Origin of the sequence: Zobellia laminariae, from assembly GCF_030553095.1 — a bacterium.
Taxonomy (GTDB): Bacteria; Bacteroidota; Bacteroidia; order Flavobacteriales; family Flavobacteriaceae; genus Zobellia; species Zobellia laminariae.
This window is the reverse complement of record NZ_CP130738.1, coordinates 2,922,735-2,939,963: the sequence shown is the minus strand read 5'-3', so window position 1 is coordinate 2,939,963 and position 17,229 is coordinate 2,922,735. Positions and strand designations below refer to the sequence as shown.

The following is a 17,229-nucleotide window of genomic DNA, read 5'->3' as shown; positions in this document are numbered from 1 at the left end:
GCTCAATATTTTAACCACTTGAACAATTCCTTATAGGTTGGTTTTTTACCGTACATTAGAATACCTACCCTATAAATTTTTGCAGCCAGCCATACTATACCTATAAATGTAACAATTAATAGGATAATAGAAGTGACCAATTCCCAAACGGGTACACCTCCTTCTCCAATACCTCCTAAGACGCATGAGCATAACAATTGGCGAGGTTAAGGGGAACAATGAAAACCCAACGGCAATAGGACCATGTGGATTACTGAAGACCGAAAAGAAACCCACATAAATTGCTAGCATTAAGGGTAAAATAATCGGGAAAATAAATTGTTGCGTATCCGTTTCATTATCTACTGCAGCCCCTATAGCCGCATAAATTGAGCTATAAATTAAATAACCCAGTATAAAATATATCAAAAAGAAAGTAATAAGCATTGCCCACGGAATCTTAAAAAGTTCTTGGGCATATAACTGCATGGTCTGGTCTACCGTAGGTAAGCTAGGCCCCATATTTGGGGTAATGGATGCTCCGGCATTCATTGCAGATGGGTCTATATCAAAAACGGCAAATGATATTAATAAAAGGATACTTGCGGATACAATCCAAATGGCAAATTGAGTAAGTCCCGCCAAAGAAGTACCTATAATCTTGCCCAGCATGAGCTGAAACGGTTTTACCGATGAAATAATCACTTCAATAATTCGGCTAGTTTTTTCCTCTATGACACTCCGCATGACAAAACCTCCGTAGATGATAATGAACATCATAATCAAGTAGCCAAAACCACCTCCAATAAAAGCCTTTATTTCATTTATACCCTTAAGGTTTGTCTCTCCCGAAAAGGTTTCTGTATTCATCTGAAAATGCGTATCCATCTTTGCGAAATCTGCCGCAGAGATACCCAATTGATGCAATCCTTCTTGACGTAATCGTTCTTGAAAAGTATTCTCAAGTCTTTCTACCACCTGCGTAGGAGGCGCATCTTTCGTATAAAAAAAAGAGCGTTCTGTTACTGCTCTTACAGTTGAATCTTTTGGTATATATAACAGACCATCAAAACCTAAACTAGCAACAGAGTCTTTTGCCTCTTGTAACGTAACATCCCTAAAATCAACAAATGCCGTGGTTGCGCTAGGTACAAAATCATTTGAAAAATAATTACTCTCGTTCAATATGCCTATAACCCGAGATTCGTTATCATTCACTTTGGCCAAATACGCAACAAGTACCACCATTGCGACCATAAGAATGGGACTTAAAAATGTCATTATAACGAAAGACTTATTCCGCACCTTGGCCAAATATTCCCTTTTTATAATAAGTGGTAATTTATTCATCTAGACCTTTTCCTTTACTTTGTACCGTTTGTATAAAAATTTCACTTGTAGACGGAATGGTCTCTACAAAATGATTGATGTTTGCTTTTGATGCCAAAAATGTCAATAATTCCCCTGAATCGTCAGTAGGTAACTGAAGCGTAAAATCTAACTGATTTTCTTTAACATCAAATTGAGAACCGCTTATTGTGAATTTATCTGATAGTTCTTTTAAAAGTATATCCGCATTATTTGTCTGCAAGCCCACATTAAATATGTTGTTCTTATAGGCTTTTTTAATATCGGATAACTTGCCGTCCAATATTTTTTCGGAGCGATGAATTAATGCAATGTACTCACAAAGTTCTTCAACAGATTCCATTCTATGGGTCGAAAATATAATTGAGGTTCCATTATCTTTTAACCTTAGTATTTCTTCTTTTATCACATTGGCATTAATAGGATCAAACCCACTAAAAGGCTCATCAAAAATTAAGAGTTTTGGTTCATGTAATACAGTTACAATAAACTGTATTTTTTGCGCCATACCTTTAGAAAGTTCTTGAATTTTCTTGTTCCACCAATCGCCTATCTCTAATCTTTCGAACCAAAATTTTAATCTCTTTTTTGCCTCGGCTTTTGATAGTCCTTTTAATTGTGCAAGATAAAGTGCCTGCTCCCCCACCTTCATACTCTTGTACAGGCCTCTTTCTTCCGGCAAGTACCCAATTTGGGCAATATGTTCTGCTTTTAATGGCTTTCCATTAAATAAAACCTCTCCACTGTCCGGGTATGTAATTTGATTTATAATACGAATAAGGGTAGTCTTCCCTGCACCGTTAGGACCAAGAAGTCCGTAGATACTATTTTCAGGAATCTCTAAAGAAATTTTGTCTAGAGCGGTATATTCTCCAAATTGTTTGGTGACCTCTTTAGTGACCAAAATATTGTTCATACAAGAATTTTGTCAAAGATAGTTTTTTGTCTTCACAAGACGTTGCCAATGTCTTTAAAAACAAAACCCACCCTTAAGTAAATAAGGATGGGAAAAAAATTGCTATGAAAAAGAAAATTAATATTGGAATCCAATATTAAACCAAATATACGTTTTTTATTTAAAACCCAATAAAATGGATTTATGAGAACATATCTTTCACTTTTTCAAAGAATGACTTATCAGATTTCTCAGGTTTTGGCATAAAATTTTCATTGTTCTGCATTCGCTCAAAGAAGTCTTTTTGCTCTTTGTTCAACTCTCTTGGAGTCCAAACATTTACATGAACCAATAGATCGCCACTACCGTAACCATTAATGCTTGAGATACCTTTACCTCTTAAGCGTAATATTTTACCGGACTGAATACCGGACTCTAGTTTTATGCGGACTTTACCAACAACCGCATCAATTTCTTTAGAAGTACCTAAAACGGCTTCAGAAAAACTAATGTATAAGTCATAATGCAGGTTATCTCCCTCACGTTTTAGTGTCTCGTGATCTATAGTCTCAATAGCCACCAATAGGTCTCCTGGTATTCCATTGCTACCCGGTGCATCGTTACCTTTATTAGGCACCTTTAACTGCATACCATCTTCTACCCCTGCTGGAATATTGATTGATACTGTTTCTTCAGAGACTTTAAGCCCTTGAGCATCGGCATCACTAGGTTTTTTATCTAAAACCTGACCACTACCACCACAAGTACTACAGGTAGCTGCAGTTTGCATACGCCCAAGGATCGTATTGGTAATTTTGGTCACCTGACCAGCACCTCCACAAGTTCCACAGGTCCTGTATGTAACACCGCTTGCCTGTTTTTTTCTTTTGACCTTTATTTTTTTCTCAACGCCATTGGCTACTTCTTCTAAAGTCAACTTTACGCGTATACGTAAATTACTTCCTTTGACTCTGCGTTGTCCTCCGCCAAAACCTCCGCCACCGAAACCTCCGCCGCCGCCAAAGGCGCTACCGAAAATGTCTCCAAACTGACTGAAGATATCATCCATGTTCATTCCGCCTCCGCCGCCGAAACCGCCAGAACCGTCAAAAGCGCCATGTCCAAATTGGTCATAACGTGCTTTTTTGTCAGCATTACTCAAAACTTCATACGCTTCCGCAGATTTTTTGAACATTTCTTCAGCCTTGGGATCACCCTGATTCTTATCTGGGTGATGCTCCAATGCCTTTTTTCTATAGGCCTTTTTTATCTCCGCTGCGCTGGCATTTTTACTAATGCCAAGTACTTCATAATAATCTTCCTTCATTCTTGATTTTTAGTTTCCTACAACCACTTTTGGATGACGAATAATTTTATCACCAAGCTTAAATCCTTTTTCAACTACATCAACAATCTTACCTTTGAGCTTCTTGCTTGGAGCCGGTATTTGTGTAATAGCCTCGTGTATATCAGCATCAAAAACATCACCTGCTTCAGCACTTACCTCTTCTAATCCTTTAGATTTCAAGGTTTCGCGAAACTTTACACGAATAAGCTCTACACCTTTAAACATTTCTTTGTCTTCTGATTTGGCCATCTCTTTTAAAGCACGCTCAAAATCGTCCAAAACCGGTAACATAGAAACCATAATTTCTTGCCCGGCTGTTTTGAATAGCTCTACTCGCTCTTTTGAAGTTCTTCTTTTGAAGTTTTCAAACTCTGCGAACAACCGAAGGAATTTATCTTTTTCCTTCGCAAGGTCTTCCCTTAACTGTTCTTCTACACTTAGTTCTTCTTGCTCTATATTGCTCTCAGACGTTGCTTCAGTTTGGTTTTCATCCAAAACTTCTTCAAAATCTTCTGTATTTTGTTTATCGCTCATTGTGATACAATTTGAATTCTCGTTTTAGGTTGGCAAAAGTACTGCCATTTCTTTAAAAATGTCAAAATGTCATTAAAAAAACTACATAACATGCCTCTATGGACCTAAAAGACAACAATGCGCCAAAACAATGGGTACAAGTCATAAAAAAACACCTGTTAATTACAGATGTTCTATTCATTATTCCCGTATAATTATCTGCCCTAAGAACTATATTCCTTGGTTAAAGAACCCAATTCAGATGATTCGGTACATTCTGGACTACTGTATATTGCTTCTAACGCTACACATACATTAGGAAAGATAAAATTAAAACCTTCTTCCTCTATTTTTTTACAACTTACCCGTTGGCTGGCAAACAGCAAATAAGACATTTTACCTAAAATTATCTTCATAACCAGCTTAGGTATATTAGGTAGCACAATTGGCCTATCTAAAACCTTGGCTATTTCTTTAACAAGCTTAGTATTCGTTACCGGGTTAGGACCTACACCATTATAAACACCTTCCAACCCATGCTCCACGACAAACATAAAAATCCGTGCTAAATCTGAAACATGAACCCAAGACTGCCATTGTTCGCCACTACCAAATGCAGCTCCAACATAGTTTTTGACCGGTTTTGCCATTTCCGGAAGCGCTCCGCCTTTACAAGACATTACCAAACCTATTCTTACTTTGGCAACTTTAAAATCAAAACTATTGAATTTATCTACTTCATTTTCCCAGACCTCTACTACTTCTCCTAAAAAACTATCGTCTACGGCTGTTTCTTCTTCCGTATAAAATTTGCTTAAAGAATCTGGGTATCTACCAATTGCAGATGCTGAGACAAAAGAGAATATATCTGTGGCATCTACCTTTTCCAACGCAGTATGCAGCGTACGCAAGGAATTAACCCGACTGGACATAATTTCTTTCTTATAACTGGAGGTCCATCTTTTGGAGATGCTAGCACCTGCCAAATTTATAATAGCAGAAACTCCGACAAGGGAATCTAAATCGATTTCTCCTTTATCAGGGTTCCAATAATAACCTTGAAATTTGGGCTCTGAAGTAATTTTACTTTTACTGGTAGTAAGATAATTTACCGCAATATCTTTCTTGTGGCATTGCTCTACAATCGCACTGCCTACCAGACCTGTTGCCCCTGTAATCAGTATTCTCATAAACCAAAGATATAGGATTTCCAAACCAACTGACTATCATTTAATTCGGATTTAACACTAAACCGTGTTCATATGTTAAGAAAATGGGATGACCTGTGTTTTGTTAACTTTTCTTTAGAACTAAAAAACTACTTTCTGGCTCTTAACATCTCTCTTTTTCCCGGTGGGCCAAGGCAAGCGTTCTACCTCAAAACCTACCGCGAGCATAGCTCTTCTTACACTACCCTTGGCTGCATAAGTAACTAAAACTCCACCTTCTTTCATGGCACGGTACATCTTTAAAAATATCTCTTCGGTCCACAACTCTGGTTGAACCCGTGCACCAAATGCATCAAAATAAACAAGATCAAAAACATTTTCGTCTGCTATATCAGCAAAGAGCTTTTGCTCCTTTTCAAGAATAAAATTTTCGGAAATTAGAATATCGCTTTCCCAAGGCGACTGGTGCATCTTTTCAAAATCCTTTTGAAATTCTTCAGCCTTTAATTCTGAAATATAATTGAGCTGTTCTAATTCTTCTGTAGAAACAGGGTAAGCTTCCACGCCTCTATAAGCAACTTCTGTATTATTTTTTTTTGATTCAATGTGGGTAATTAGGGCATTAAGTCCTGTACCGAAACCTATTTCAAGAATAGCTACCTTTTTTCCAAAGAAGAGTGAGAGACCATGTTTTATAAAAACGTGATATGCTTCTTGTACAGCACCGTGTTTTGAGTGGTACTGCTCATCCCATTCAGAAATCTGAATGGTCTTAGATCCATCTCCTGTGGTAATAATCTTTCTTTCCAAACTATTGATTTTTAATCAAAACACCATCTGCCTCAAAACCAAAGGTTTTCTTAGGTTCCGTAATTTTTGCGATTTCCGACTCTGCTTCTCCCCCATCTTTGGCGTAGTGCTTTTGATCTTCCACACTCATAGCTTCAACATAAGCATATCCATTTACAATTACTTCTTTCCCTGTTATATCACTTGGCATAAAAAAACCATAGTCCTTAAAGCGCACCATTGCTTCTTGCCCGTCATCTAACTTTAACTTCATCCAACAACCTTTTACTTTACAAACATCTGTTACTGTGGCTTTAAATTTTGTCCGAAGCGTATCTTTAACCGTCATTTTATCAAACCTCATTGTCATTTCCGCATCTGTCAAGACATTACTAGCCTCTAGATTAGCACCAATAATTTGATAGTCAACACCGTCAAAAGTGACCTTTTCTGTTTCTTGACCCCTACAGGCTAAAACCACCATAAAAACCGCAAGTAAATTGTTAAATAGACGCATTTCCGATAAAAATTAGATATGTACCGCAAAACTGGGCATTTTATAACGAAAAAAGAAGAACAGGTAAGGATAATTCGTTAATTTTAATTTTTTAATTCTAAAAATTATGAACTCGACCATGCAAAAAATCAGCATAGAAAAGGTAAAAGAATCCAAAATCGAACAAGTAGATTTTAACAATCTTGCCTTTGGCAGTGTATTCTCTGACCACATGCTCGTCTGCGATTATAGAAATGGTGCTTGGGAAACTCCAAAAATAACTCCCTACCAGCCTATTACTCTTGATCCATCTGCAAAAATTTTCCACTACGGTCAATCTATTTTTGAAGGAATGAAAGCCTACAAAGATGACAAGAACAAAACGTGGCTTTTTAGACCGTTAGAAAACTTTAAAAGATTGAACGTCTCGGCAAATCGTATGGCTATTCCAGAATTACCAGAAGAGTTTTTTATGGAAGGACTTAAAGCGCTGTTGGAATTAGACAACAAATGGATTCCTCAGACCGAAGGAAGTTCTATGTATATAAGACCTTTTATATTTGCGTCCGGAAATGGCTTTCACGCTTCTCCTGCTGATGCTTATAAGTTTATAATTTGTCTTGCCCCATCTGGATCTTACTTTTCAGGAAAGGTAAAAGTTCTTATTGAAGAAAAGTATTCCCGTTCAGCAAATGGCGGAGTAGGTTACGCAAAGACCGGTGGCAATTACGCTGGCCAGTTCTACCCTACGCAATTGGCAGTAGCTAAAGGTTACAACCAAGTTATTTGGACGGATGATAGCACACATGAATATATAGAAGAGGCTGGTGCAATGAATATTTTCATTCGTATTGATGATACTTTAATTACAGGCCCAACTAGCGATCGTATACTAGATGGTATTACCCGAAAAAGTATTCTACAGCTAGCTGAGAAAAAAGGAATAAAAACAGAAGTAAGAAAAATTACTGTTACAGAAGTAGTTGAAGCTGCTAAGAACGGAAGATTGAAAGAAATGTTTGGAGCAGGTACTGCCGCTGTCATTTCACCAATTTCTGCATTTGGCTACAGAGGCGTAGATTATGATCTACCTGAAATAGAAAACAGCTTCGCTTCTCAAATGAAGAAAGAGATTACAGATATACAATATAACCGTTCCGAAGACCCGTTTGGCTGGAGAGTTGGTCTTTAATAATTAAAGATTTTTATAGACCTAATATATTAAGGGTACTAAAAAAAACGGTCACTAAATTCTTAGTGACCGTTTTTTTATACTTCGCAGACAATACCATTATCCCTTTAAAATTTCGGAAATATTGGGCTTAAAATAATCTGGCCCCTTAAGTACTTTGCCATCTTCGCGGTAAATAGGTTTACCGTCTGCACCCAACTTACTCATATTACTACGCTGTATCTCATTAAAGACCTCTTCAATTTTGTGCTGCATACCATGTTCTAATATAGTACCACATAATATATAAAGCATATCTCCCAAAGCATCTGCAACCTCAACTAGATCATCATTTTTTGCAGCTTCCAGATATTCATTGTTCTCCTCGTCCATCAAATTAAAACGTAGCAGATTCTTAGCTTCCCCCAAATCTGCTTTCATGGTTTCTGAAACGCCTTGCCCAAAAGAGGTATGAAAAAGCGCTACGGCACTTAGTTTGTTTTTCATCTATAGTTGTATTGATTTAAAAATAGTTTCTGCCAATAATAGCGTAATTTTGCCGAAAAATAAAGAATATGTTCACCACCGGACAAATAGCTTTTGCAACGATTTTTGCTAGCTGTTTTATCATTATTATCTTTTTTTCTTACAAAAAAGACAAAAAATTACATGCTAAAAACTACAAAGGGGTGAAATGGGTAGGACTTTTATTCATAGCATTCGTAATAATTCTCCTCTTTATTAAGCATTTCTTGAAATATTAAGACAATCTTCACAGATTCGTTAAAAGCACCATTTTTAACGACCAAAAGCCGTTTTTTGACGTATAACATAACAAATAGCGTAATTTTGCGTTATCTATTCCAAAGGGGCAATATTATGATGACTTTTTTCACAATACTTTTAGTACTTATCGGAGCAAATGCTCTGTTTATGGTATTTAGTTTAAGCGGAATAAATAACGGAGGTAAAAAATCTCAGGGAAATGAGTCTACATCTCCTAAAGTTTATCCTTTAAACAATCTTTCTTCAAAACTTAAGAAAGCGGTTTAACAAGTAAGTGCTACAAGCACAGTTCATCTGATAAATTATTTACGTAATTTGCACCGATGAAACAATTGTTACTCGTATTCTTAGGAGGTGGCATAGGTAGCACACTTCGCTATCTAGTTTCTAAATCCCTCAATACCCACTTTCAATATTTCTTTTTAGGTACTTTTTTAGTCAACATTATAGGTTGCCTGCTCATTGGTCTTATTTTAGGGCTTTCTATTAAAACCAATTATCTGACCCCAAACCAAACGCTTTTACTAGCAACAGGATTTTGCGGGGGCTTTACTACTTTTTCTACTTTTGCTTTTGAAAAACATTCGCTCTTAACTTCCGGCGAATTAATACACTTCTCTATTTACCTAATTGCCAGTGTAGTAGTTGGCATAGCTGCAGTTTCCTTTGGCCTATGGCTATCAAAATTGCTATAAATTAAAATTTTATAACAGCTGACCCCCCTTTTTGTTAAAAAACTAGCACATTCAGCAGAAAACTTAAGATTATCTAATCTTATGGCAGTTTTTCTTCATTTTTTTCAATTTTCCTTTACTTTTTGCAGATTTAAATCAACGAAAAATCATTTTTGAGCAAATATTATTGGACACCCCAAAAAATATAGGGGGTATAATTCCTATAAACATAAAAATAACTACTTAGACCCCAAAATTTTTAGGGTGTTAATTATTTTAACATACATTTGCTATTCTAATTAATACAATACTTATGAAACAAATCGAGGCAATTATTAGAAAATCTAAGTTTGATGACGTCAAAAAAGCGTTACATCAAATAGAGGTTAACTTCTTCAGTTACTGGGATGTAACCGGAGTTGGAAATGAAAAACAAGGTCATGTTTATAGAGGTATCTCTTATAGCACGAGCGACATTCAACGAAGATATCTTTCTATAGTGGTATCTGATGAATTTGCACAACGTACTATTGACACCATTCTTGAAGTAGCTTATACTGGGAATGTTGGAGATGGGAAAATCTTTGTTTCTGAAATTTTAGAAGCATACAGAATCCGTACAAAAGAAAACGGACAATCTGGAATCAACTAAAAAAACCAATAACTAAACTTTATAGAAATGGACGCAGGATTATTTACAGCAAATAACGTTTGGATGATGTTGGCTACCGCTCTGGTATTCTTCATGCACACCGGATTTTCTTTTTTGGAAATCGGCCTTACAAGACAAAAAAATACAATAAACATATTATTTAAGAACATCTTTATTATTACAGGTGGACTTTTACTTTACTATGCATGGGGCTTTAACCTTATGTACCCAGGATTTGAAGAAGGGTCTTCTGGAATAATTAAATTCTCTATGGATAGCTTTGGAATATCAGCTCCTGAAAACGGAATGACTCCAGAATATGCAGATGGAGGTTACACATGGTGGACAGACTTCTTGTTTCAAGGTATGTTCGCAGCTACAGCAGCTACTATTGTATCTGGTGCCGTTGCAGAACGTATTAAAATTGGAGCCTTTATGATTTTCACAGTTGTTTACGTAGGTCTTGTTTATCCTATAGTAGGCGCATGGAAATGGGGTGGTGGTTTCTTAGACTCATGGGGTTTTTATGACTTTGCAGGTTCTACATTAGTTCACTCTGTAGGAGGTTGGGCAGCATTGGTTGCCATCTTTTTACTAGGTTCGCGTATTGGTAAATTTGATGATGAAGGTAAAGCGAAAGCAATACCGGGTCATAGCATACCTATGGCAACAGCAGGTGTACTTATCCTTTGGTTAGGATGGTTTGGTTTCAACGGTGGTTCTGTACTTTCTGCTGATCCAGAATTAACTTCACTGGTATTAGTAACTACAAGTTTAGCAGCAGCAGCCGGTGGTTTTGGATCTATGATCTTATCTACCATATTATACAAGAATTTAGATTTAACCATGTTCCTTAACGGTATTCTAGGTGGTCTAGTAGGTATAACGGCTGGCGCTGACCTTATGTCCCCTAATGAGGCTGTAGTAATTGGCTTTTTAGCAGGTATACTAATTGTTTTTGCAGTTGCTTTAGTGGATAAAATGAAATTAGACGATCCTGTTGGTGCAGTTGCAGTTCACTTGGTATGTGGTATCTGGGGAACATTAGCAGTAGGTATCTTCGGAGCACAAGCTGGCGGTGAGCAATTCATGGCGCAATTATATGGAGTATTGATCGTAGGTATCTTCTGCGTAGTTTGCTCCTTTATCATCTTAGGAACCTTAAAAGCGGTAATGGGACTTAGAGTGAGTAAAGAAGAAGAGATTGAAGGTCTTGACATTCATGAACACGGTATGGATGCTTACCCAGATTTCATAAACGACTAAATTATATTAATTAGAAACGGAGCGTTTTGCAGAACGCTCCGTTATATAACACTTTCAAAATCTTCACAGATTTCAATTAAATCATTCCACACAGGGATAACAAAATAAAAATACAGATGAAAGCGATTACAAATACAAAATACGTAAAAAATCTATTTTTCCTAGCAATATTACTTTTCTCTGCGACCGCTGTTGTTGCACAGGAAGAAGAAGAGGAAGAAACTAACCATCATTTACTTTTACTGGTTCTGTTGATGCATACTACCGTGCCAATCTAAACGGAGATAATTCTGCACCAGATGGTGCTCCAAACGCTGCGCCAGGTTCATCATTCGCCAACTTACCAGGTTTCTCTCTAGGTATGGCAAATTTTGTTGCAGGTTATGAAGGCGAAAAAGTTGGTTTCGTTGCAGATTTAGTATTTGGCCCAAGAGGAACGGATGCCATATTTGCTTCTCCAATTTATTCTGCAACAGGTAATATAGTAAATCAATTATATGCTTACTGGAATGTATCTGATGCTGTTACTTTAACCTTTGGTAACTTTAATACTTTCTTAGGTTACGAAGTTATATCTCCGGTTGCTAACTTTAACTACAGTACTTCTTACTTGTTTTCTTATGGTCCGTTTTCTCATACAGGTTTAAAGGCTGATATTGCTTTATCAGATGATTTTAGCTTAATGTTAGCAGTTATGAACCCAACTGATATGACCGAATTGAATGTTACCGGTAAATATACATACGGAGCTCAGATAGGATATAGCGGACAGTATTTAAACCTATTGATTGACAATGGTGCTTATGAAGTTGATTATACAGGTGGATTTGATTTATCTGATTCTTTCTTCCTAGGATTGAACGCTGCTTATTTTGATGGTGACGGTGCAGGAAGCTTTGCTGGTGCAGCAATTTACCCTCAGTTAACAACTTCAGAAAACTTTGCTATTGGTCTTAGAGCAGAATATTTTGCTGAAACTGACTCTTTCGGAGCTATTGGAACAAGTACTACCGATGGTGATGCAAGTGTATTCGCTGTTACTTTAACCGGTAGTGCAACTATAGGAAATTTAATGATCAAGCCTGAACTTCGTTTAGATACGGCTTCAGATGATTCTGGATATTTTCTTGATAGTGACTTAATGGCGCAAAAGAGCTTATCTTCTTTTGTTCTAGCTGCAGTCTACTCTTTCTAAAAAAGAATTATAATGGTTAAGTGTTTATAATTTAAAGCTAATTCAAGTAAAGGCCCTGACGTTTAACGTTGGGGTCTTTATTTTTTGGAAGGGTCAAAAGCTTTTACACCAGCTAGTATCTCTGTATCCAAATTATTTACACTAGGAACAACAGGACAAGAATACTTCTTATTATAAGCACAGTACGGATTATAAGCTTTATTGAAGTCGATAACTATAGTATCTCCATCAGGTATAGAAAGATCAATATATCTACCACCTGTATACGTCTCTACACCATTGGTATTATCAGTAAAAGGTAAAAATAGGTAATCCCTATATTTTTCTTGTTGCATCAATTCCTTATTTTGATACACCTCTAATTGTCTGTTTTTTCCATTTAAAGTAAAATGGGCTATACCATAAACCGTTTCCTCAGAAGAATCTCCGGTAGTACTAGGCATTAAAAAAGGTAAAGCTTCTGGCGTACGAACAAACTTGGCCGTTACTACATAATTAGTATCAGGCGCAAAGAAATCCAATGCCTCAAAATTTTTGCGATAACGATCCGGTAATGGCGAAGTCTCTGGATTTTTAAACTCCTTATTTAATTTTTCCTGATGGTCCAAGATGGCCTGTAACGCATCGGTTTCAACAACCACTACCTTTTCCTCAGGCGCATCGTGGTATTTTTTATCGGTCTTACATCCCAAAACCATAAGAAAAAAAACCAAAACAAGAATTCGCATACAATCAATTTTTGCAACAAAAATACAATATAAAGTTATTAACCTAATTGAACCAATTGTACATTGCGGCGTAAAAGATTAAAAATGAACAAAATTTATCCAATATTACTCATACTGACTTTGTTCTGCTCCTGTAACACACCAAAAAAACAACCTAAGGCCATAGCGGATTTAAAACGGATTGCTCCCGAAATTTCTCCCGACCGTTACAATGTAGCTTTTCTAATTATGGATGGGACTTTCAACACGGAACTAACGGCTCCGTTCGATATTTTTCAACATACCAAATACCGGGAAAACATAAAAGCCATGAATACCTTTACCGTGGCCAACACATTAGACCCTATAACAACTTTTGAAGGTATGCGCTTATTGCCTGACTTTGATTATACCAAAGACCAGCTGCCACAAATAGATATTCTGGTAATACCTAGTGCAGAACATCATTTAGACACAGATTTAAAGGATACCGTAATGCTTGATTTTGTTCGTAAAATAGATAGTTCTGCCTTATTTATGACAAGCCATTGCGATGGTGCTGTAGGCTTCCCTAAAAATAGGACAGTTCATAATTCGAATTTACTAACTTTAAATTCAAACTGTCACGATGAAAAACAGCAAGTTTAGCGAGAGTCAGATTATCAAGGCTCTAAAGGAGAATCAACAAGGAAGATCCGTTGGCGATGTTTCAAGAGAACTGGGAATAGATAAAAGCACATTTTACTACTGGCGCAAGAAGTACGGTGGTATGGAGCAACAGCAACTTAAACGGCTTAAGGAACTGGAAGATGAGAACAACAAGTTAAAACAGATGTACGCTGATGTTAGTTTGGATAATAAGATGCTGAAGGACGTACTATCAAAAAAGTTCTAAGGCCTTCCGACAAGAGAGTTCGTGCAAAGTATCTCATCGAACAATATGTAATTCCCATCGTGCGTGCCTGTAGTGTGGTAGGCTTAAGCAGGTCAATGTGGTATTACCAGAGTAAAAGAGACGATAGCGAGGTTATCGATAAACTGACCGAGCTGGCAGAAGCCTATCCTACCAGAGGTTTTGACGAGTATTACTACAAGATCCGTCGTGAAGGTCTAAAATGGAACAGAAAGCGTGTATTGCGAGTATATCGTGATATGAAGCTCAGCCTTAGGCGTAAACATAAGAAGCGTTTGATAAAACGCATAAAGCAACCTTTGGAAACTCCGTCGACCCTTAATGAATGTTGGAGTATGGATTTTATGAGCGATGCCCTTATAGATGGAAGAAAACTGCGTGTGCTCAACGTCATAGATGATTGCAACCGTGAAGCTATAGCGATCGATGCAGGACTCTCATACCCAGCTAGAGCGGTGGTGGAAACATTGGAAAACCTCAAAGAAGAAATAGGGACACCTCAATATGTTCGGTGCGATAACGGACCTGAATTCATATCTAGGACCTTCATGAACTGGTGCACGAAAAACCATATAGAAATTAAATATACACAACCCGGAAAACCAATGCAGAATGGTTACATAGAACGTTTCAATCGCTTCTTCAGGGAAGACATACTGGATGCCTATTATTTTAATGATATCCATCAACTTCAAAGGATAAGCGACAACTGGAGAGAGGACTATAATTTTAATCATCCACATAAATCCTGGGCAACAAATCACCTAAAGAATACATGCACAGGTTTGATGAAGAATTTAAATTCTTCATCAAACCTGACCTAAATAATAATTATTTATCGAATTTAGAGGTGTCCTAATAAGGGGAAGTCTACAGTGCTTTTGTTTTGGCTAAAGCCGATGTTCTTAAAGGAAAAACCTCTACGACCTTCCCTAGCGATATTGAAACATACCGCAAGATGTTTCCCAGCTTAAAAGTAGCCGATAACGTTCTATTTGTTCATGATGGAAAATATATTACTTCGGCAGGAGGTGCTAAAAGTTTTGAAGCTGCCCTCTACTTATGCGAGCATTTATACGGAAAAGAAGTTGCTGATGCTTTAGCAAAAGGCTTGGTCATTGACTGGAACTTACAGGAAACTCCACATCTTATTGTGGAATAACAGCCATTATTCTTCAATAATGGAATAACGGGCCCCTTTTAAATATTTCTCCACCAATTCATTAAACTCCGGTGTTATGCGTAGCAACGCAGTATTTTCCAGAGCGTAAAGTTCGCTTCGGTTCTTATATCCTTTTTTCAGAAGTTCTTCTAAGTAAAAAAGAGCTGTACCATAATCGTCGGTTTTGGCGGTGTAGGATATGATTTTTAGATAACTTTCAAAATTATCTGGCTCAATTACTGTCTTCAGCATCCATAAAAAATTCAAGGCTTCTCCATCAATCGGGTCCTCTGCGCTAAGGATATCTACATTATCAGAAACCAATGCTTTCAAATAGCCTTCCAAACGTTTCCCCATTTTTTGCTGAAGTACCTCAGGATTTTTACGAAATTTCTGAAGCTCTTCCATTTGATATTTCCACCATCCTAAATTATTGTAATTATAGGTAAGAATATCTTCCTCTAAATAATAATTATACTCGTCTTTAATTAAGCTCTCTTTTAAAGAGAGTGCATTCTGAGTTCTATTTTTATTTTTGAATAGTCGGCTTTTTCGCAACGTCTTTCTACTCGCTTTTATAGAATCCAAAGGCATAAAAGGTTGGTATATCTCAGACATCTCCTCCAACCAACTATCAGCTAATAGAGGTTTATTTGCAGAATACAACCTATTTACTTTTACCAAATCTGACTTATAGTTTGCATCTATATATGCTTCATCTTTTGACACATTCCCTTTTGCCATTGCTGCCAAAGTCAATATTCTTAAGGCTTCACTAAGATCTGAAGTTTTAGGCCATTCCTCACCACCATCAAAAATCAACAATTGGTTAGGGTACTTTAATTTGTTCAGAATTTTTTCTGCCGCTAACATATCTGGATAACTAAAATCCTCATCCCCAACAATACCGATAAAATGAAACGGGTTTCTATTCGTAAGCACCTCAATATTAGCTACTGACGCACCACAGGCAACCACACCTTTCACACCCTTTATAAAAACTGGAATTAGAGTAGAAAACCGGCCTCCAGCAGCAAAACCACTTGTATATATGCCGTTCTTTTGAATAGGTAACATAGTAGTCACTGTATTCAACATTCTGCTTGTAATTAGTATATTTTTAGTAATAGATAGTGTATCACTAATATTATTGGAAGCTGCAAGTACATACCCCTGTTCTTCGGCAGCAGCACTGAACATGGCTAAAGATTGTTTGCCTCTACCGTTCATATCAAAAACAAATACTACCGGCCAAGTTTTAGAAACATCAAATTTCTTTGGCAGGTACAAGGAAAATGTTTCGGGAACGGTATCATTGACTACTAATGAATCTATTACCACACCTTTTTTTAATGTAATATTTTGTGCAGAACCAATAAACGTAGCACTAAATGCCAACAACAGTAGTATTCTTTTCATAAAATTTAATCATCAAAAATCTAGCCAAACGGCCGGTACCTAAAGATCTTTATTAGATGTATGTTCCATAAATGAATAGGGAGACAAGACTACTCTCCTATTTTACCTATTTCAACACCTTCTGAGTAAGCCACTTTAATATCATGTGCACTAAAGGCCTTTTTTATAGCCTTGTTAGCGCTAAAAGTAACCTCCCAAAAATCATCGGGCAACACATATGGTCGTACAATTAATTGTACATTATGGGAGTCAAAATCTACAATACCAATTTCCGGCACAGGCTCAGGAAGTATTTTTGAAACCTCTTTTAGAGCTTCCTCTAAAACCTGTCTTACTTTTGGAAAACTTTCTTCATAAGGCATGGTAACCTCCAATTCCAACCTGATCATCCCTTTTTCTGAGTAGTTCGTTACTACAGATTCTGTTATCATTGAGTTGGGAATAATTAATATTTTATTACCAGGAGTAAGTACATCTGTACTAAAAATACCAATTTCAACCACCCTACCAAACTTGTCTTCTACCTGAATCCAATCTGCTACTTTAAAAGGTTTGAGTGTTAAAATCAAAATACCTGAGGCAAAATTTCCTAAACTCCCCTGCAAAGCCATACCTACTGCAAAAGCAGCTGCGGCAAGTATTGCAAACAAACCTGTTAGATCTGCACCAAGCACGGTGGCTATAACAAATAGCACAGTACCTTTTAGAAGCACCCCTACTATAGATG

Annotated in this window: 17 protein-coding genes and 4 pseudogenes; 10 read left to right on the top strand and 11 right to left on the bottom strand. The window is 37.0% G+C overall.

What is annotated here, in order from left to right; genetic code table 11:
• Positions 1-2 precede the first annotated feature (2 nt).
• From Q5W13_RS14110 to Q5W13_RS14080, 7 genes and pseudogenes are all read right to left on the bottom strand, one after another.
• Positions 3-1,329 (bottom strand): annotated as a pseudogene (locus tag Q5W13_RS14110) (ABC transporter permease).
• A complete protein-coding gene (locus tag Q5W13_RS14105; protein ID WP_155594438.1) occupies positions 1,322-2,263 on the bottom strand; it encodes an ABC transporter ATP-binding protein in 942 nt (313 codons plus the stop codon). The pseudogene Q5W13_RS14110 and the gene Q5W13_RS14105 overlap by 8 nt, the downstream one beginning before the upstream one ends.
• Before the next feature lie 181 nt (positions 2,264-2,444).
• A complete protein-coding gene (gene dnaJ / locus Q5W13_RS14100) occupies positions 2,445-3,569 on the bottom strand; it encodes a molecular chaperone DnaJ (RefSeq protein WP_155594439.1) in 1,125 nt (374 codons plus the stop codon).
• Between the two features lie 9 nt (positions 3,570-3,578).
• Entirely contained in the window at positions 3,579-4,124 is a 546-nt protein-coding gene (locus tag Q5W13_RS14095; protein ID WP_155594440.1) for a nucleotide exchange factor GrpE, read from the bottom strand.
• A gap of 203 nt (positions 4,125-4,327) precedes the next feature.
• A complete protein-coding gene (locus Q5W13_RS14090) occupies positions 4,328-5,293 on the bottom strand; it encodes a TIGR01777 family oxidoreductase (RefSeq protein ID WP_304443433.1) in 966 nt (321 codons plus the stop codon).
• A gap of 120 nt (positions 5,294-5,413) precedes the next feature.
• Complete coding sequence (gene mnmC2, locus Q5W13_RS14085; RefSeq protein WP_368662253.1) at positions 5,414-6,082, bottom strand: tRNA (5-methylaminomethyl-2-thiouridine)(34)-methyltransferase MnmC2; 669 nt, start codon at positions 6,080-6,082, stop codon at positions 5,414-5,416.
• Between the two features lies 1 nt (position 6,083).
• Positions 6,084-6,578, bottom strand: coding sequence for a DUF4920 domain-containing protein (locus Q5W13_RS14080; protein WP_304443432.1), 495 nt, complete (start codon positions 6,576-6,578; stop codon positions 6,084-6,086).
• Positions 6,579-6,684: 106 nt separating this feature from the next.
• On the opposite strand from Q5W13_RS14080, the gene Q5W13_RS14075 reads away from it, so the two are divergent.
• Positions 6,685-7,749 (top strand): branched-chain amino acid aminotransferase, encoded by a 1,065-nt coding sequence (locus Q5W13_RS14075; protein WP_304443431.1) that lies wholly within the window; start codon positions 6,685-6,687, stop codon positions 7,747-7,749.
• Positions 7,750-7,848: 99 nt separating this feature from the next.
• Here the strand turns inward: Q5W13_RS14075 and Q5W13_RS14070 are convergent, their stop codons facing one another.
• Positions 7,849-8,235 carry a pyrophosphohydrolase domain-containing protein gene (locus Q5W13_RS14070; protein ID WP_304443430.1) on the bottom strand — a complete coding sequence of 129 codons (387 nt, stop codon included), beginning with the start codon at positions 8,233-8,235 and terminating at the stop codon, positions 7,849-7,851.
• Positions 8,236-8,837: 602 nt separating this feature from the next.
• On the opposite strand from Q5W13_RS14070, the gene crcB reads away from it, so the two are divergent.
• From crcB to Q5W13_RS14045, 5 genes and pseudogenes are all read left to right on the top strand, one after another.
• Positions 8,838-9,209 carry a fluoride efflux transporter CrcB gene (gene crcB / locus Q5W13_RS14060; protein ID WP_304443429.1) on the top strand — a complete coding sequence of 124 codons (372 nt, stop codon included), beginning with the start codon at positions 8,838-8,840 and terminating at the stop codon, positions 9,207-9,209.
• Between the two features lie 292 nt (positions 9,210-9,501).
• Positions 9,502-9,840 (top strand): P-II family nitrogen regulator, encoded by a 339-nt coding sequence (locus tag Q5W13_RS14055; RefSeq protein ID WP_304443428.1) that lies wholly within the window; start codon positions 9,502-9,504, stop codon positions 9,838-9,840.
• A 27-nt stretch (positions 9,841-9,867) separates the two neighbouring features.
• Positions 9,868-11,106, top strand: a complete 1,239-nt coding sequence (locus Q5W13_RS14050; protein ID WP_304443427.1) for an ammonium transporter — start codon at positions 9,868-9,870, stop codon at positions 11,104-11,106.
• Positions 11,107-11,222: 116 nt separating this feature from the next.
• Positions 11,223-11,384 carry a hypothetical protein gene (locus Q5W13_RS25100; RefSeq protein ID WP_368662252.1) on the top strand — a complete coding sequence of 54 codons (162 nt, stop codon included), beginning with the start codon at positions 11,223-11,225 and terminating at the stop codon, positions 11,382-11,384.
• A gap of 14 nt (positions 11,385-11,398) precedes the next feature.
• A pseudogene (locus Q5W13_RS14045) lies at positions 11,399-12,301 on the top strand (outer membrane beta-barrel protein); the annotation flags it as partial.
• A gap of 77 nt (positions 12,302-12,378) precedes the next feature.
• Here the strand turns inward: Q5W13_RS14045 and Q5W13_RS14040 are convergent.
• Entirely contained in the window at positions 12,379-13,029 is a 651-nt protein-coding gene (locus tag Q5W13_RS14040; protein WP_304443426.1) for a DUF1684 domain-containing protein, read from the bottom strand.
• Positions 13,030-13,113: 84 nt separating this feature from the next.
• Between Q5W13_RS14040 and Q5W13_RS14035 the strand changes: the two are divergent.
• The 4 genes and pseudogenes from Q5W13_RS14035 to Q5W13_RS14020 form a co-directional block, all read left to right on the top strand.
• Positions 13,114-13,569, top strand: a pseudogene (locus tag Q5W13_RS14035) (DJ-1/PfpI family protein); the annotation flags it as partial.
• Between the two features lie 67 nt (positions 13,570-13,636).
• Positions 13,637-13,903: a transposase gene (locus Q5W13_RS14030; RefSeq protein ID WP_304443425.1), complete on the top strand. Its 267-nt coding sequence runs from the start codon at positions 13,637-13,639 to the stop codon at positions 13,901-13,903.
• Positions 13,888-14,745 (top strand): IS3 family transposase, encoded by an 858-nt coding sequence (locus Q5W13_RS14025; RefSeq protein WP_368662563.1) that lies wholly within the window; start codon positions 13,888-13,890, stop codon positions 14,743-14,745. The genes Q5W13_RS14030 and Q5W13_RS14025 overlap by 16 nt, the downstream gene beginning before the upstream one ends.
• A gap of 53 nt (positions 14,746-14,798) precedes the next feature.
• Positions 14,799-15,083: pseudogene (locus Q5W13_RS14020) on the top strand (DJ-1/PfpI family protein); the annotation flags it as partial.
• A 6-nt stretch (positions 15,084-15,089) separates the two neighbouring features.
• Here Q5W13_RS14020 and Q5W13_RS14015 read toward each other — a convergent pair.
• Together Q5W13_RS14015 and Q5W13_RS14010 are read right to left on the bottom strand one after the other, a co-directional pair.
• Complete coding sequence (locus tag Q5W13_RS14015; protein WP_304443424.1) at positions 15,090-16,502, bottom strand: alpha/beta hydrolase; 1,413 nt, start codon at positions 16,500-16,502, stop codon at positions 15,090-15,092.
• Between the two features lie 89 nt (positions 16,503-16,591).
• Complete coding sequence (locus Q5W13_RS14010) at positions 16,592-17,197, bottom strand: mechanosensitive ion channel family protein (RefSeq protein WP_304443423.1); 606 nt, start codon at positions 17,195-17,197, stop codon at positions 16,592-16,594.
• Positions 17,198-17,229 lie beyond the last annotated feature (32 nt).

Coding starts and splice junctions, on each gene's coding strand:
- Q5W13_RS14105 (WP_155594438.1), bottom strand. CDS start 2,263: ATGAACAATATTTTGGTCACTAAAGAGGTCACCAAACAATTTGGAGAA.
- dnaJ (WP_155594439.1), bottom strand. CDS start 3,569: ATGAAGGAAGATTATTATGAAGTACTTGGCATTAGTAAAAATGCCAGC.
- Q5W13_RS14095 (WP_155594440.1), bottom strand. CDS start 4,124: ATGAGCGATAAACAAAATACAGAAGATTTTGAAGAAGTTTTGGATGAA.
- Q5W13_RS14090 (WP_304443433.1), bottom strand. CDS start 5,293: ATGAGAATACTGATTACAGGGGCAACAGGTCTGGTAGGCAGTGCGATT.
- Q5W13_RS14080 (WP_304443432.1), bottom strand. CDS start 6,578: ATGCGTCTATTTAACAATTTACTTGCGGTTTTTATGGTGGTTTTAGCC.
- Q5W13_RS14075 (WP_304443431.1), top strand. CDS start 6,685: ATGAACTCGACCATGCAAAAAATCAGCATAGAAAAGGTAAAAGAATCC.
- Q5W13_RS14070 (WP_304443430.1), bottom strand. CDS start 8,235: ATGAAAAACAAACTAAGTGCCGTAGCGCTTTTTCATACCTCTTTTGGG.
- crcB (WP_304443429.1), top strand. CDS start 8,838: ATGAAACAATTGTTACTCGTATTCTTAGGAGGTGGCATAGGTAGCACA.
- Q5W13_RS14055 (WP_304443428.1), top strand. CDS start 9,502: ATGAAACAAATCGAGGCAATTATTAGAAAATCTAAGTTTGATGACGTC.
- Q5W13_RS14050 (WP_304443427.1), top strand. CDS start 9,868: ATGGACGCAGGATTATTTACAGCAAATAACGTTTGGATGATGTTGGCT.
- Q5W13_RS25100 (WP_368662252.1), top strand. CDS start 11,223: ATGAAAGCGATTACAAATACAAAATACGTAAAAAATCTATTTTTCCTA.
- Q5W13_RS14040 (WP_304443426.1), bottom strand. CDS start 13,029: ATGCGAATTCTTGTTTTGGTTTTTTTTCTTATGGTTTTGGGATGTAAG.
- Q5W13_RS14030 (WP_304443425.1), top strand. CDS start 13,637: ATGAAAAACAGCAAGTTTAGCGAGAGTCAGATTATCAAGGCTCTAAAG.
- Q5W13_RS14015 (WP_304443424.1), bottom strand. CDS start 16,502: ATGAAAAGAATACTACTGTTGTTGGCATTTAGTGCTACGTTTATTGGT.